The organism is Gordonibacter sp. RACS_AR68 (assembly GCF_030418485.1).
In the GTDB taxonomy this organism is placed as follows: Bacteria; Actinomycetota; Coriobacteriia; order Coriobacteriales; family Eggerthellaceae; genus Gordonibacter; species Gordonibacter urolithinfaciens.
This window is the reverse complement of sequence record NZ_JAIPUP010000001.1, coordinates 689352-704564: the sequence shown is the minus strand read 5'-3', so window position 1 is coordinate 704564 and position 15213 is coordinate 689352. Positions and strand designations below refer to the sequence as shown.

The following is a 15213-nucleotide window of genomic DNA, read 5'->3' as shown; positions in this document are numbered from 1 at the left end:
TTCTTGTTACGTGTCATAAGGTTTGATGATAGCAAACGCACGCAGGCGATAGACTGCCGCAACACGGCCGCCATCGAATCTCACGGACTTGTCCACAAACAACGGTTGAACCGATGTCTCGATGCCGGCAGCAGCTCGCTACGGCATTCGGCTGCGCCCCGCTGTCGCCAGCTAGCGCAGCACGCACCGGTGGCCCGGCGTGGCGCTGCAGCCGTTGCACGAGACGCAGCGCGGCACGACCTGCGGGTCGGCCGCCCAGCGCATCGGCAGGTCGGGCTCGCAGATGAGCGGGCGGCACAGGCCGAACCCGGCGATGCCCTCGTCGGCCAGGCGTTCCATCGCCTCGACGCGGCGGTTACCGCCCGTGAGTATCACCGGAACCGGCACGGCGCGCGCCAGCCGGAGCGCGTAGGCGGCGAAGAACGGCTCGCCACCGAAGTCACGCGCACGGCAGGTGCGCCAATTCCCACTCACCTCGATAGCCGATGCGCCGGCTTCCACCAGCAGCTGCGCCACCCGAAGGCTGTCGTCCTCGGTCAGGCCTCCTTCGACCCCGTCCGAGCTGTTCAGCTTCACGAGCACGGGGTATTCTGCTCCCACCTCCCGCCGGATGGCCGCGAGCGCCTCCACGGCAATGCGCGCGCGGTTCTCGACGGAGCCCCCGTACTCGTCTGCACGCCTATTCAGCAGCGGGTTCAAGAACTGGCTCAGCAGATAGCCATGGGCGGCATGCAGCTCCACCCCGTCGAACCCCGCATCGCGCGCGCGGCGGCCGGCGGCGGCGAACGCCTCCACGAGCAGGCGGATGTCGCGCGCGGAGGCCTCGACGGGAACGATGCCCGTTTTAGGGTTGGGCACGGCCGACGGGCCCAGGATGCACGCGCTCGGGGGATCGAGCTTGGTCGCGGAGCCGCCGTACACGATCTGCGACACGACACGCGCGCCGCGGGCGCGGAGACGCTCCACCAGCTCGCGGTATTCGGGCACGAACGAGTCGTCGTAGATTCCCAACATGCGCGGGTTCGGCTGCTCGTCGGGCGTCACGTACGCGTACCCCAAGATGACGGTGCCCGCCCCGCCGGCCGCCATCTCCTCGCAGACCGCCGCCAGCTCCGGCGTGAGGTGCCCGTCATCGGTAGCCAGCCCCTCGTAGGTTGCCGCCCGTACCAAACGGTTCCTCGCCTGCAGGCTCCCGATGCACATCTCCTCGAACAGCGTGCCCATAATGCCTCCCGCCTCTCCTATAACCCGTCTTCTGCGGATCGATGCAACGATTCTAGCAGTTCGTCGCGCAAGGCGATGTGCTTGCGCGTAAAGGCCGGATCCACGTACCGCAGCCGCTTGCCCGTCTGCTTCGCGACCTGCTGTGCAAGACGGTTGAATGCACCGCCATCCGTCACCTGGTTCCACGATGCCGTGACCACGGTATACCCTAAAGCAATGAGCATGTTGCGACGACGCGCGTCGCTGTCTTGGCGCTCGGGGTCCGTATGGTACCGCTTGCTGTCGTACTCCACGGACAGCTTGGCTGCCGGCCAGCAGAGATCGCATACGCAGAACGAGCGGTCAGCCAGCTTCCGCATGCTGGGTGGAACATCCACCCGATAGTTGAGCGCGGGCCGCGGAATAGCGTATCCTCCCAGCTTGTACGGTAGACACAGCAGCATGGCGAGCACGGTTTCCATAGGCGAGGCAGAGCCGTCCATCAGGTAGCGGACCGCACGCAGAGCCTTCGCGCGTCCATATGCGTTCGGGGCCGATTCAATGAACGACTTGAGTTCGCCCACCGACGTGAGGGGTTCCTTGCGTTGCTTCGCAGGGCCGTCCTCCGCGAGGGCATAGGTGCCGCAAAGCTCGAACCCCACCTGCATCAGGTGCGCGAGAGAGAGCCGGCTTGCCAGCTGCAGGAAGCAGAACTCGGGCGTGCTCACCAGAAACCCCATCCCCGCATCGGCAACCGACCCGTCGGGCAGTTCGGCCCACGTGTGGCTGACGACGCTCGGAGTTCTCGTGCGCGTCTCCGCATTGCCGACGAGCGTCTGCACGGGTAGGCGACACCCTGCCGGTCGGCGGTTTCCCCCGTTAAGGCTGGGCCTTTCCCGAGAGGTTATCGCCACATGAGCACGCCTTGTCGCCGCGCGGCGATCCCTGCGCCCGGGAAGGAGGCGCGGTCCGACGACCCGCCAATACTCGAGGGCCGATTCGTATCCGACAACGATGTCCATGCGCCCATGATACGCTCTTTTGGCTAAAAATTCGAGGTAGGGCACAAAACTGTGTGGAACGCGACCGCTTCGCAAATAGGGGCGCCAGAAATTCCCTGTTCAGATCACTGTCAAAGAGGCAGTCAGCGAAACATACGCGAATGCGTGTGCCCTACCTCAAAATTCTTGCCAAAACCAGGAACTTGCGAACCGGAACGCCGCCTCCGGCAAGGGGGATGCCGAGAACCGAGACGTCATATTAGCCATCGAAGGCACCGCAACCCGAGACCCGCAGCCGCCGAATGCACCGAAAGCCACGATCCGCTGCAACAGTAGGGGCTTCACGAACCGAGGATCATCTCCGACGGACCCCATGAATCACTTTCGGCTTCCGGGCGCAGCCCACGGCGCAAGCCCGCAAGCCGAAATGACAAGAGGGCATCCCGGATACCCGGTATGCCCTCTTGAAGCTAGAATCTGAAGCGGGATACCCGCTACTTCGCCACGATGTTCACCAAACGGCCGGGGACGACGACGACCTTCTTCACGTCCTTGCCCTCGAGCGCCTTCTCCGCGGCGGCCAGGCCGGCGGCCTTCACGTCGTCCTCCGCAGCATCCGCAGCCACCGTGATCTTGGCCTTCACCTTGCCGTTCACCTGCACGGCCAGCTCCACCTCGTCAGCCTTGGCCTTCTCGGGGTCGAACTCCGGCCACGGCTGCACGTGCACGGAGCCCTCGCGGCCCAGCACATCGTGCCACAGCTCCTCGGCCCAGTGCGGTGCGATGGGGGCCATGAGCTTCACGATGACCTCGGCCACCTCGGGGTCGACGGCGCGGGAGCCCTCGCAGGCCGCACGCTCGTCGGGCGAGCACTTGCGCAGGTAGTCGCCCGCCGCGTTGCACAACTCCATGATGGCGGCGATGGCGGTGTTGAAGTTGTTGCGGTCGAAGTCGTCGACCACCTTGCCCGCCACGCGATGCCGCTCGCGCACGAGGGTCTTGAGCGCCTCGACGCCCTCGGCCTCGCTCGCGCCCGGCTGGTAGAGCGACTCGTCGCCGGCCTGGCCCGCCAGATCGCACACGATGCGCCACGCGCGGTTCATGAACTTGTAGATGCCGGCCAAGCCGCCCTCGTCCCACAGCAGGTCCTTGTCGGGCGGGGCCATGAACAGGATGTACGCACGCACGGCGTCCGCGCCGTACTCGGCGATCATGTCCTCGGGGGCGATGACGTTGCCCTTCGACTTGCTCATGGTCTCGCCGTGCTCGTCCTTCACCATGCCCTGGCACAGCAGGTTCGCGAACGGCTCGTCGAAATCCACCATGCCCAGATCGCGCAGCACCTTGGTGAAGAAGCGGCTGTACAGGAGGTGCAGGATGGCGTGCTCGATGCCGCCGATGTACTGGTCCACCGGCAGCCAGCGGTTCGCCTTCTCGGGCGCGAACGGCAGCTGGTCGTTGTGCGGGTCGGTGTAGCGCAGGTAGTACCAGCTGGAACACGTGAACGTGTCCATGGTGTCCGTCTCGCGCTTGGCCGGGCCGCCGCACACGGGGCAGGTGGTGTTCACGAACGCCTCGTGCGTGGCCAGCGTCTCGCCTGCGGCCAGATCGATGTCCTCGGGCAGGCGCACCGGCAGGTCGCTCTCGGGCACGGGCACCAGGCCGCACTCCGGGCAGTGGACGGCCGGGATGGGGTTGCCCCAGTAGCGCTGGCGGCTGATAAGCCAGTCGCGCAGGCGGAACTCCACCTTGCGTCGCCCGCGGCCGGCCGCCTCGAGGTCGGCGATGATGGCGTCCACGGCCGGGCTGTGCTTGCCGCCTGTCATGCCGGTGTACGTGCCGGACTGCACGAGGATGCCCTCGGCGTCGTAGGCATGGTCCCAGTCCACCGACGTCACGCGGCGCTCCTGCACGCCGTCGAGCTCAGGGTACAGCGGGTCGTCCTCGCCCAAGATGATGGGGATGATGGGCAGGTCGTACTTGCGCGCGAACTCGAAGTCGCGCTGGTCGCCGCACGGCACGGCCATGACCGCGCCGGTGCCGTAGTCGCTCACGATGTAGTCGGCCACCCACACGGGCACCTTCTCGCCGTTGATGGGATTCACCATGTAGCGCCCGGTGAACGCGCCGTGCTTCTCGCGGTCGCCCTGGGCGCGCTCCACAGCGCTCACCTTGGCGGCCTGCTCCACCACCTCGCGCACGCCGGCCTCGTACTCGGTGCCGGCCACGAGGTCCATGAGGCCCTTGTACTCGGGGGCCAGCAGGAAGAACGAGCAGCCGAACAGCGTGTCGGGACGCGTGGTGAACACGGTGATGAGGTCGTCCTCGGTCGGCTCGGCGGGCGCTTCGCCGTCGGGCCCGCACAGCGTGAACGTGACCTCGGCGCCCTCGGAGCGGCCGATCCAGTTCGCCTGCATCTGCTTGACGCGCTCGGGCCAGCCGTCCAGCTGGTCCAGGTCGTCCAGCAGCTCCTGGGCGTAGTCGGTGATCTTGAGGTACCACTGCGTGAGGTCGCGCTTCTCCACCGCGCCGTGGCAGCGCCAGCACTCGCCTTCGGTGACCTGCTCGTTCGCGAGCACCGTCTCGCAGTTGGGGCACCAGTTCACCGGGCTGTTGCGGCGCTCAACCAGGCCCTTCTCCCACATCTTGAGGAAGATCCACTGGCCCCAGCGGTAGTACTCGGGGTCGCACGCCACCACGGTGCGGTCCCAGTCGTAGCTGAAGCCCATGCGCTTGAACGACGCCTTCTGCGTGTCGATGTTCTGGTAGGTCCACTTCGCCGGATGGCTGTGGTGCTTGATGGCCGCGTTCTCCGCCGGCAGGCCGAACGCATCCCAGCCCATGGGGTGCAGCACGTCGAAGCCGCGCATCTTGGAGTAGCGCGCGATGACGTCGCCGATGGTGTAGTTGCGCACGTGCCCCATGTGGATGTCGCCCGAGGGGTACGGGAACATCTCGAGCACGTAACGCTTCGGCTTGGAGGCGTCCTCGGTCACTTTGTACAGGTCGGCGTCGGCCCACGCCTTCTGCCAGCGGGGCTCGATCTCATGCGGGTTGTAAGGTTTCATGGCGGTGTCTTTCCTCGTCAGGTCTCGCCCTGTCGGACGGGAGCGCCACGGCAAGGCGATGCCGCCCGCGCGCGTCCGCGCAGGGGGCTCGATTCGCGAATGCTCCCATTATAGTGATTTTCCCCCGCACCGGGAGTCCTCCACGCAAATTCGAGCCGATCAGGCCGGGCAAAGTCCCGGGTTCCGAGTAGATTGGGGATCGCAGGAACCTTGATCAGCGCCGCGCGTGGCGATCATCGGCGAGCAGGGCTCCGAACCAGTACGAAGATGCACCGGCCAGCACAAGGTGGTCGCCGAACTCGAGCTCGAACGGCTCGGCACCGTCGCGAGCGCTGTCGTACACAACGCGGCCCTCGCGCAGAATGCGGCTCCCATGGACCGAGCCTTGGTCCTCCAGAAGCCATCTTCCACCCTCCCCTACGATACGACAATGCCGACGCGAAACGCAGGGATCCGTCTCGATGATGTCGCAATCGGTGTAACGGCCGATGGAGAACGGGCGGTCGGATGCGACTGTCCACCAGTTGCTCAAGGCATCAGGCTCGTCGCACGCGTACTTGACGAGGCAGGCACAGCCTTCGCGCCGAACGGCTCGATCCGGGTCGTTGGCCTTGCCATCTGGGATGGTGAGAGGCGTCTCATCGGCCAGCTCGCACACGAAGCGCTCGTCCAAATGGCCGAACGTCATGAGGTGGAAGTAAGAGGATGCGAGCACAACCAGCAGGTCTTCGCTACGCACAGCAGGCTGCTGTTCGCACCAAACGAACAGCGAGTTCATCTCGTTCGCGATGCGATCGAGACGCAGCTCCACACGCCCGTCCTCGCGCTCATGCTCCAACCCGCGCTGCACGTCGGTCCACAAGGGACCGCAGAAGTAAAAGACAAGGTCCCCGACAGTGCAATCGGCGCCATTGCAGAGATCGGCGCTCAGCAGCCGCGCCGCATCGTCGAACACCTGCGGGTTTCTCTCGTAGCTGGCACGGAAGTCCTCCACATAGCGTCGCGAGTGGACGAGTCGCGACAGCACCGCCGCGGTGCGCTTCCTGATGGTGGGATTGTCATGGTTGATGTAGTGGCCGTTCGTCCCAAGGTAGGAATAGAGGACCTTGTGGTTCACCCGGCCGCGCGAGAGCGATCGGATATGCTCGGCAAAATAGTACAACGCCGTGTGCCATCCCCGATCCTCGCCCGACACGTCGAATGACCGTGCCTGTTCGGTGTTCGTCGTCAGCCGCACCTTGTCCCCTTTATCTCAACTGCTTTGTCAAGCATACGTTTGCACCGGTAAATCGTTATTAGGTTATTCGTCTTGGCGAGGTCGGCCTATTGCGCAACACTATTGCTTGGCTCATCGGGCGGTAAATCAAGCAGGGGAAAGGCAGTCGACGCGGGCGTAGGAAGCGGTGCGGCGGCAGCGGCAAGGGGGCAAGACGCGCCGGAACCAGCATAAAGAGCCGCCAACCGACCCACCTGCTCGATCAGTTCGGACGAGCTCGGACGCAGGCCCGGATCGAGCGCAACGCACGACCGAACCAGTTGGCGCACATCATCGGGCAGGCAGGGATCGACGCGCGGAACGCCTCCCCCGCGGAAGTACGCCGACCAGAAAGAGAGGTCGTCACGCAGGCGCGGCGGAAAGGGATACGGCCAGCGACCCGTGAGCACTTCGTGCGCCACAATGCCGAAAGAGAACACGTCCAGGTTCTCGTTTTCCCATCCGGGCGTGCGCATGATACCCTCCGGAGCCGTGTAGCCATATGAGCCGCAGGGCACGGCGTCCGTCGGCTCGCCCAGAAAGAAGGCCGTATCAAGATCGATGACGGTAGCTCGCTCGACGGGAGAAGACGATACGATGATGTTCGAGGGCTTGAGATCTTGATGGATGAGGGCGGCGCCGGAGCCCCCGCAGCGTCCCAGATCGTGCAGGTCGGTCGCCACTGCGAGCAGCAGCGACAACGAGTCCGCCAGAAGAAGCGGCCGACGCTCGCGAGCACGCTGCGTAATAATGCGAGAAAGAGGAGCGCCTTCAGCCCAGGCAGAAACCAAGTAGAGCCACTTCCCGTGGGAAGGGCGCAAGCGCGAGTCGCGAAGCACCCCGGTCGCAGCGAAGCGTGCACCGAATGCCGTCACTCCTCTTTCTTCGGTGTCGCCGCTAGCAGTTTCTCCGTTCGCCGCGCGCCTGCTCGCTACCGCGCCAGCTCCTCTCTCCTCTGACGCGGCTTTACGCGACCCCGCAACCAACCGCGCGAGAAGGCTTCTCTGATGCTCCAAGTAGCGGCCGTCCGCTCGCAGTGTTTTCAGGCAGTAGGCGCGGCTCTGAAGCATGTCCGAGAAGCGGCATACATGCACGCTTGAACGGCTGCTTCTCGACACGAGCTCGATCGACAGGAAAGGCTGGGGCACGGCGGGGGTATCGAGATGATGCGCAGAATGGACATGCATACCCACCCTCCATTTCGCCGACGCGCCATCAGCCGTCAAGACGCGTGCTCCGTACAGGGCCCTTACGCAGGCTCGTCTCTAGCAAGGGGCGCTAACGCAGGCGGTCGCACGTGAACCGCTTTAGGTTGCTCTGGAGTTATGGTCGACCATGCGGGCCGTTTGGTTTTCGGGAGCCTTCCTTTATCGCACTATAGCCTGTTGAGGCGCCTGTACGGGTTGCGCAACTTTACGGAGCGTCGGTGCTAACGCCGACGAAGGATTCAAATGGAATCGCGCGGAGACACTTTCCGGCGAAATGAAGTTCGCTGGGAACAGCCTAGCGAAGCCAAGGAAGAGCCCCGCAAGCTCAACCTTGCACGAACACGAAACAGTCGTCGGTGGAGCGGGCCCCGTCGTAGACGTGGCCGAGCTGATCGAAGGCGCGCAGGTCCTCGGGGCATTGGACGTTGCGCTCGGCGCACCAGCGCACCATCGAGCCGCGAGCGGCCTTGGCGGCGGTGGCACGCTGCTTGAGGCGGCCTTGCGTGTCGACGGTGCCGAACAGGCAGGTCACGATGCGCGGCGCCCGCGCGCCCGCGATTTTGGCGTGCGGGAGGACGGCCTTGGCGTATTCGACGGATGCGAGGTTCACGATGATGTCGGCCTCGTCGGCAAGCGCGCGATAGAGACGGTCGCCCCAGAAGGCGTAGAGGTCAGGCGCGCCGCCTGCAGCTAGCTTCGCCTGCATTTCCAGGCGGTACGGCACCACGCCGTCAAGGGGGTGCAGCATCCCGTAGAAGCCCGAGAGGATGCGCAGCTGCTCCTGCACGTAGGCCAGCTGCGCCTCGTTCATGACGCGCGGCGCTAGGTGCTGGTACTGGATGCCCTCGTAGGCGACCACCGCCGGTGTCAGCGCGCCCTCGGCCCGCAGGTCCATGGTGCGCACCCGCTCGAAGTTGAGCTCCGCCAGCATATCGCTGCATCCCCAGAGCGCCTTCGCCTCGCCGTACGACAGCGAGCGCAACGCTTCGAGCAACTGCTCCGCATCGTCGATAAACCGAGGCAGACCGTGCCACGCAAAGGCGTCGTCTACCACGTTCATCTTCTTGGCCGGCGAAACGATGAAGCGCATGGCTCCTCCCTTTCGTTGTTTCCGCTGCACGATTCGGGCGTCAGTCGCGCCACTCCCTCCGCATGACCTCCCACTTCGCGTCGCGGGCGGCTTCGACGGCGGCCATCTCGTCGTCCGAAAGCGCGCGGAAACGGCCTTGGCGGCGCAGGTAGGCCTCGACGCTGGCGAACTGCTTGGGGTCGCGGTTCAGGCGGAAGCGGCCTCCGGGCTGGCCGGACACCTGCTCTCCCTCGTATTCGGCGAGGTACCAGAGCCCCGTGTCCACGATATCCTTCGCGATGTCCGCCATCTCGTCCACGCCGCAGCCCCAGCCGGTGGGGCACGGGGCAATCACGTGGATGTAGCGGGTGCCGCGGATGTCGCGCGCCCGCTCCACCTTGCGGATGAAGTCGTTCAGGTAGCCGACGCTTGCCGTGGCAGCGTAGGGGATGCCGTGCGCCGCCACGATCTCGAACAGGTTCTTCTTCTGCGTGAGGCATCCGTGCACGTTCGAGCCGGCCGGCGTGGTGGTGGTCTTGGCGCCGAACGGGGTGAGCGAGCTCTTCTGGATGCCCGTGTTCATGTACGCCTCGTTGTCGTAGCAGATATAGAGCACGTCGTCGTTGCGGTCGATGGCGCCCGAGAGCGCCTGCAGCCCGATGTCGGCCGTGCCGCCGTCGCCGGCGAAGCCCACCACCGTGCAGTCGTCGGGCTTCTTGCCCTGCGCGCGCAGGCCAGCCTCGATGCCGGTGAGCACGCTGGCCGTGGCGGCGAAGGGCGTGATCATCGCGTTGTTGGCGAAGGCGAGCTGCGGGAAATTGAACCCGACGGCGCTCATGCAGCCCGCGGGCAGCGCGGCCACGGCGTTCGGCCCCAGCACTTTGAGCGCCGCGCGCAGGGCGAGCGAGCCGCCGCAGCCCGCGCACGCCTTGTGCCCGAAGAACAGCTCGTCGTCGGTCATGTTCTTGGCAGTGACGGCCATGGCTATCGGCCTCCTTCCGAGACGGCATCCGCCGGCGAGTCGATCCCCAAGAACGACACATGCGGCAGGTCGGCCGTGCCCTCGGCCGCCTGCGCGAGGGCGCGGAACATTCCTTCAACCTGGGCTTCCGAGATGTCGTCGCCGCCCAGGCCGCCGATGAAGTTGTACGAGGGAACGCGCACTCCCGCCTGCTGCAGCGCCGAGTTCACGTTGGTGTACACCGTGCCCTCAGCGCCGAACGAGACGTCCTTCTCCAGCACGCCCACGGCCTTCGCGCCGGCGAGCGCGGTGGCAATGAGCACGCTCGGCATGGGGCGCAGATAGCGGATGCGCAGCATGCCGGCGCGCACGCCCTGCGCGCGCAGCTTGGCAACCACGCCGCGTACGAGGCCCGCCACCGACCCGAGCGTCACCAACACCACGTCGGCGTCGTCGCAGTCCACGCACTCGATCATGCCGGTGTAGCGCCGCCCGAACACCTCGGCGAAGCGCGCCTCCGCTTCCTTGATGGCGCGCGGCGCGGCCTCCCGCATGTCGTGGTGCTCCCAGTACTTGAAGTAACGGTCGTAGTCCGGCCCCGCCGAGAAGCCGATGCTCACCGGGTTCTCGAAGTCGAAGCTGTTGCCCGCGCCGTCGTAGGGCGGCAGGAACGCGTCGGCCTGCTCGGAGGTGGGCACGTCCACCGTCTCGTAGGTGTGCGTGAGCGCGAAGCCGTCGAGGTTCACCATCACCGGCGTGCGCACGGCAGGGTCCTCGGCCACGGCGTAGGCCATGAGGGCCAGGTCGAGCGCCTCCTGGTTGTTCTCGGCATACACTTGGATCCAGCCGTGGTCCAGAAGCGAGAGCGAGTCGCGCTGGTCGCCGTAGATGTTCCACGGCAGGGCGGTCGCGCGGTTCGCGTTCATCATGACGATGGGGAACCGGCCGCCCGACGCGTAGGTCAGGCACTCGGCCATGTACAGCAGGCCCTGGCTCGACGTGGCCGTGAACGTGCGCGCGCCCGTGGCCGACGCGCCGATGGCGCACGAGAGCGCCGAATGCTCGCTTTCCACGTGCACGTACTCGGCGGCGAGCGAGCCGTCCTCCACCATCTCGCTCAAGCGCTCCACCACCACCGTCTGCGGCGTGATGGGATACGCGCTGATCACCTGCGGGCGCGCCAGCCGCACGCCCTCGGCAAGGGCCTCGTCGCCGGAAAGGAACCGCTTCATCGGGCATCCGCCTCGCTTTCGGGGATCATCGTGATGGCACCGAACCGGCACGCCTTCGCGCACACGCCGCAGCCCTTGCAGAAGTCGTAGTCGATGGCGACGGGGGCGCCGCCGGGAGCGGGGTCGGGCACTTTGAAGACCGTGCCGTCAGGACAGTAGAGGTAGCACTGGAGGCAGCCCGTGCAGGCGGCCGGGTCGATCACAGGTCGGATGTTGCGCCAGCCCGCGTTCTTCACCGTGAGGTAGCCGCCTTCGAAGCACGTGGAATGCGCGAACTCGGTAGGGTCGAGCACGCCGGAGCGCAGCGTGGGGATGCAGGACGCAGGGCGCTGGAGCGCCGTCGTTGCATTTTCCGCCGACGCCGCAGAGGATTCTTCGACCTGCTCCGTCCGCTCAGGGCAACGAGCCGAACCGCCTTCGTCGCGGCGGGAGACGGCTTCCCATGCCGCCCGCACGATCTCGATGTTCTTCGCATGCAGCTTCGCAGGCATGTATTGGCGGACGGCCTCCTCCACGTCGGCCAAATCCACCCGATCGCAGAGCGCGGCCAACGCGCCCAGGAACACCGTGTTGGGAATGGGCCTACCCAGAACCGCGCTCGAGATGCCGTCGGCGTCGAGAGCCACGATGCGCGGGTCGTCGAACGTGCGCGTGCTGTTCGCCAACACCAGCCCGCCGGACTTGAGCTCGCGCTCCCACCCGTCGCCGAGCAGCGTGTCGTCCAGGTACACCACGTAGTCGGCCTGCGCGACGGCGCTGCGGTCGCCGATGGGCGCGTCGCCCATCTTGGTGAACGCCCGCATGGGCGCGCCGCGCCGCTCGGGCCCGAACGAGGGGAACGCGAGCGCGTGCCTTCCGTCCGCCATCGACGCCGCCGCGCCCAGAAGCCGCGCCGCCGTGAACGCGCCCTGCCCGCCGCGGCCGTGCCAGAGTACCTCGATCATGCAGTCTCCCGTTCTCTTGCATTTGATCGTGCCAGTATAGCGCTGCGGCCGTGCCGAGACGGCGGCGCGGCGGCCGGCCTGCCCGTATTCTTCAGCAAATGGGCAGCGATCCGCCCATCATGCCAGCCCGCTTCGTCGCGCTGTCCTTTGCCGGAAGGGATGCATTTCTCGCCCGGATGACGCTTTCCCGGCCGATACTGCCGAGAAAAGGCCGGTTTGGCAATCCGAGCGCTGGAAGCTCCCCGACAGGCCGAGGCGCGATCAGGCGATATGTCGCCATCGGCGTCGCACGCAGCACAACAGCCCAAAAAACAGGCGCCCACGATTGCCAAACCAGCCCTTTCTTGGCTCTTCCCGGCGAAAAGCGCTTCAGCCCATATCCGCCCCCCTTCCATCCCCTCCTCGACCGCCTTTCAACGCCGCAAGCCCGCCCTCAACTCGCTGTTTGCTGCTGCTATGAATCTTCGGGGCGCGGCCGTGCACGAACTATATAATGCTCGGAGAGAGAACCGACGAGAAGGCACCGCGAAGGAGTTGGCGAGCACCGTGATGGACCGCCCCACGTTTGGCAAGAAGCGCCCGGCGACGCATCGGGAACCCGCAGGTTCCGGCGAGGTCGAAACGCGCGTCCTGCCGACCGCCAACAACGCCGAGCAGGCGCCCTCGGGCGAGGGCGCGCAGAGCCCTCGCGGCAAGCATGGCCGACGCACTCCCGGGCCCGGCGCGCAGGAAGGGCACGTCGAAACAACCGGCGACGTGCTGCGCGGCGAGAGCGACCGCGACCAAGCCGGACGGGGAGCCCGCGACGCCAAGGCACGCAAGCCCCGCAAGCCGAACTTCGTCACGCGCACGGTGAACCACTGGTGCAACCGGTTGCTCGGCGCCGTGTCGGAGCGCTCGCTGGCCGCCCAGGAAGAGCAGTACGCCGCGCACCGCACCACGCGCGACTACGTATGGAACTCCCTGGGCATCGGCGCGTGGGGCATGGTGTTCCCCGTGCTCACCGTGGTGGTCACGCAGCTCGTGGGCGTGAAGCAGGCCGGCATGTTCTCCATGGCGTTCGTCACGGGCATGCTGCTCATGTTCCTGGCCAACTACGGCGTGCGCACCTACCAGGTGTCGGACCTGGACGAGGCGCACTCCTTCTCGGACTACCAGCTGAACCGCTGGATAACCTGCGCCCTCATGGTGGCGGTGGGCGTGGCGTACTGCTCGATACGCGGGTACGCGCAGGACATGTTCACCATCAGCCTAGGTGTGTACGTGTACAAGATGGTGGACGGCCTGGCCGACGTGTACGAGGGGCGGCTGCAGCAGGTGGACAAGCTGTACCTGGCCGGCGCTTCACAGGCGTTCCGCTCGGTAGTGGTGCTCGTGGCGTTCTCGTTGTGCCTGCTCATCACTCGCAACCTGCCGGTGGCTTGCATTGTCATGGCCATGGCCGCAGCCCTGTCGTTCGTGGTGCTCACGTTCCCGCTGGCCCTGTTCGAAACGCCGAAGTCGCGCCGCGTGAGCCCTTCCAGCGTCGCGCGGCTATTCAAGCAGTGCTTCCCGCTGTTCCTGGCGCTGTTCCTGTACGCGCTCATCGACAACATGCCGAAGTTCGTCATGGAGGGCGTGCTCTCCTACGACAACCAGCTGTACTTCAACGCGCTGTACTTCCCGGCGCAGGGCATTCTGCTGACCATCGGGCTCATCTACAAGCCGCTGCTCGTGCGCATGGCCGAGGCGTGGAGCGACCCCGAGAAGCGGCGAAAGTTCGACCTGATCATCGTCCTTATCATGGTGATCATCGTGGCGTACACGGGAGCGACGGCCCTCGTCATGGGATGGATCGGCATCCCCGTCATGAGCTTCCTGTACGGGCTGGACTTCGAGCAATTCCGCGGCCTCCTGTTCATCATGATCGCCGCGGGCGGCGTGACGGCGGCCATCGATTTTCTGTACCAGGTGATCACCGTGCTGAGGCGGCAGCGCGCCGTGACGAAGCTCTACGTCATCACGTTCGGATTCTCGCTGTTCGTGCCGCTTCTGCTGGTGAACTTCACGGGGCTGCCGGGCGCGGTCATCGGCTACCTCATTGTGATGTGCATCCTGCTGGTGCTGCTGGTGAGCGAGTACGTGAGCATCCGCCTGGGCTTCTCCAAGGAGACGGAAACCGAGGCCAGCGCCATAGCCCCCAGCCCGAGCGCGCACGGACGCTCCACGACCGCACGCGCCGCCGCCCACGAGAAGGCCCGCGTGCGCGCGATCGAGGCCGAGCTGGAAGCCGAGGGCGAGACCGCACGCGGCATGTCCCCCGCCCGCGCAGCCGCCCACGCGAAGGCGCGGGCGCGCGCCGAGGAGGGAGCTGCGGCGGATGTCCTCGGAGCGGCCGGCACCCCCGACGACGAGAGCCCGCTGCCGCAGTAGGCGAGGATCGGTTTTCAGCCGGCGTGCAGCAAACCCCTTCCGCGCGAACTTCGGCGGTGATGACTTGGCGGAACCCTAAAACCGTGCGTACCTCTCCAGGTTCTTCTTCAGGGTGTCCACGAAGCGTTGGCCCACTTCGCCCAGCTGCCCACCCTTGCGCACGACGTAGCCCAAATGCAGCCGCACGTCGGTTTCAAGGGGCACGGTGTTCAAGCCGGCGCCGTCGGAGATACCTACGAGGATACCGCTCGTCACCGTGTAGCCGTTCAGGGCCACGATCAGCTCGGAGAGCGAGGCGCGGTCGGTGCAGGCGATGGACTTGGCGCGCGGCACGCCGGCCAGTGCCTCCTCGGCGAAGGCGACCGGGGAGTCCTCGTCCTGCTCGAAGTAGAGGTACGGGTAGTCCTCCATGTCCTCGAGCGTGAGGCTCGCGGCGTTCACCATGGGGTGGCTCGCCGGCAGCGCGACGCGCGGCGCCGACTGGATGAGCTCCACGAACTCGAGGCCCGCCGCGTCGAGCGCAGCGTTCACCTCGTCGGCCGTGGCCGAGGTCTGGAACAGCACGCCCAGCTCGCTCTTCCCGCTGGCGACGTCGTCGATGACGCCCTGGGTCGTGCGGTCGCGCAGCGCATAGGCGAAGGAGTCGCCGCCCAACGCCAACACGGTGTGGGCGAACGTCTGCACGTTGAACAGGTAGTGCTGGCCGGAGACGGCGAACGTGGTTTCGGTGGTGGTCATAGGTGGAATCCTTTCAACAAGATTTCCTTCTCGCGGGTCCAAAATCAGTCAGCGAGGGTGCCCGTGGTGCCGGAGATTCGTGGGTTGGCGAAGGTGAAACGTACTTCGGTACGTGAGCCTTC

11 protein-coding genes are annotated in these 15213 nt (G+C 66.0%); 1 reads left to right on the top strand and 10 read right to left on the bottom strand.

Annotated elements, in window-relative coordinates:
• Positions 1-171: 171 nt before the first annotated feature.
• The 9 genes from K9U15_RS02985 to K9U15_RS02945 all read right to left on the bottom strand — a co-directional run bounded on the left by K9U15_RS02985 (position 172) and on the right by K9U15_RS02945 (position 11941).
• Positions 172-1224 (bottom strand): NADH:flavin oxidoreductase, encoded by a 1053-nt coding sequence (locus tag K9U15_RS02985; RefSeq protein ID WP_301155599.1) that lies wholly within the window; start codon positions 1222-1224, stop codon positions 172-174.
• A 17-nt stretch (positions 1225-1241) separates the two neighbouring features.
• Positions 1242-2045 (bottom strand): hypothetical protein, encoded by an 804-nt coding sequence (locus K9U15_RS02980; protein ID WP_301155598.1) that lies wholly within the window; start codon positions 2043-2045, stop codon positions 1242-1244.
• Positions 2046-2698: 653 nt separating this feature from the next.
• Positions 2699-5272: a leucine--tRNA ligase gene (leuS, locus tag K9U15_RS02975; protein ID WP_301155597.1), complete on the bottom strand. Its 2574-nt coding sequence runs from the start codon at positions 5270-5272 to the stop codon at positions 2699-2701.
• A gap of 214 nt (positions 5273-5486) precedes the next feature.
• Positions 5487-6509: an FHA domain-containing protein gene (locus tag K9U15_RS02970; RefSeq protein WP_206613313.1), complete on the bottom strand. Its 1023-nt coding sequence runs from the start codon at positions 6507-6509 to the stop codon at positions 5487-5489.
• 86 nt (positions 6510-6595) lie between these two features.
• The gene (locus tag K9U15_RS02965; RefSeq protein ID WP_123672692.1) at positions 6596-7714 is read right to left on the bottom strand and encodes a protein kinase; all 1119 of its coding nucleotides are present in this window, start codon (positions 7712-7714) and stop codon (positions 6596-6598) included.
• Positions 7715-8060: 346 nt separating this feature from the next.
• Positions 8061-8825, bottom strand: a complete 765-nt coding sequence (yaaA, locus tag K9U15_RS02960; protein WP_301155596.1) for a peroxide stress protein YaaA — start codon at positions 8823-8825, stop codon at positions 8061-8063.
• A 40-nt stretch (positions 8826-8865) separates the two neighbouring features.
• A complete protein-coding gene (locus K9U15_RS02955; RefSeq protein ID WP_096227368.1) occupies positions 8866-9786 on the bottom strand; it encodes a thiamine pyrophosphate-dependent enzyme in 921 nt (306 codons plus the stop codon).
• A gap of 2 nt (positions 9787-9788) precedes the next feature.
• Positions 9789-10997 (bottom strand): pyruvate ferredoxin oxidoreductase, encoded by a 1209-nt coding sequence (porA, locus tag K9U15_RS02950; RefSeq protein WP_301155595.1) that lies wholly within the window; start codon positions 10995-10997, stop codon positions 9789-9791.
• Positions 10994-11941 carry a 2-oxoacid:acceptor oxidoreductase family protein gene (locus K9U15_RS02945; RefSeq protein ID WP_123672700.1) on the bottom strand — a complete coding sequence of 316 codons (948 nt, stop codon included), beginning with the start codon at positions 11939-11941 and terminating at the stop codon, positions 10994-10996. Before K9U15_RS02945 ends, porA begins: the two co-directional genes overlap by 4 nt.
• Positions 11942-12475: 534 nt before the next feature.
• On the opposite strand from K9U15_RS02945, the gene K9U15_RS02940 reads away from it, so the two are divergent.
• Entirely contained in the window at positions 12476-14353 is a 1878-nt protein-coding gene (locus K9U15_RS02940) for a lipopolysaccharide biosynthesis protein (RefSeq protein WP_301155594.1), read from the top strand.
• Positions 14354-14428: 75 nt separating this feature from the next.
• Here the strand turns inward: K9U15_RS02940 and K9U15_RS02935 are convergent, their stop codons facing one another.
• Complete coding sequence (locus K9U15_RS02935) at positions 14429-15091, bottom strand: LysR family transcriptional regulator substrate-binding protein (RefSeq protein ID WP_087190183.1); 663 nt, start codon at positions 15089-15091, stop codon at positions 14429-14431.
• Between the last annotated feature and the right edge of the window lie 122 nt (positions 15092-15213).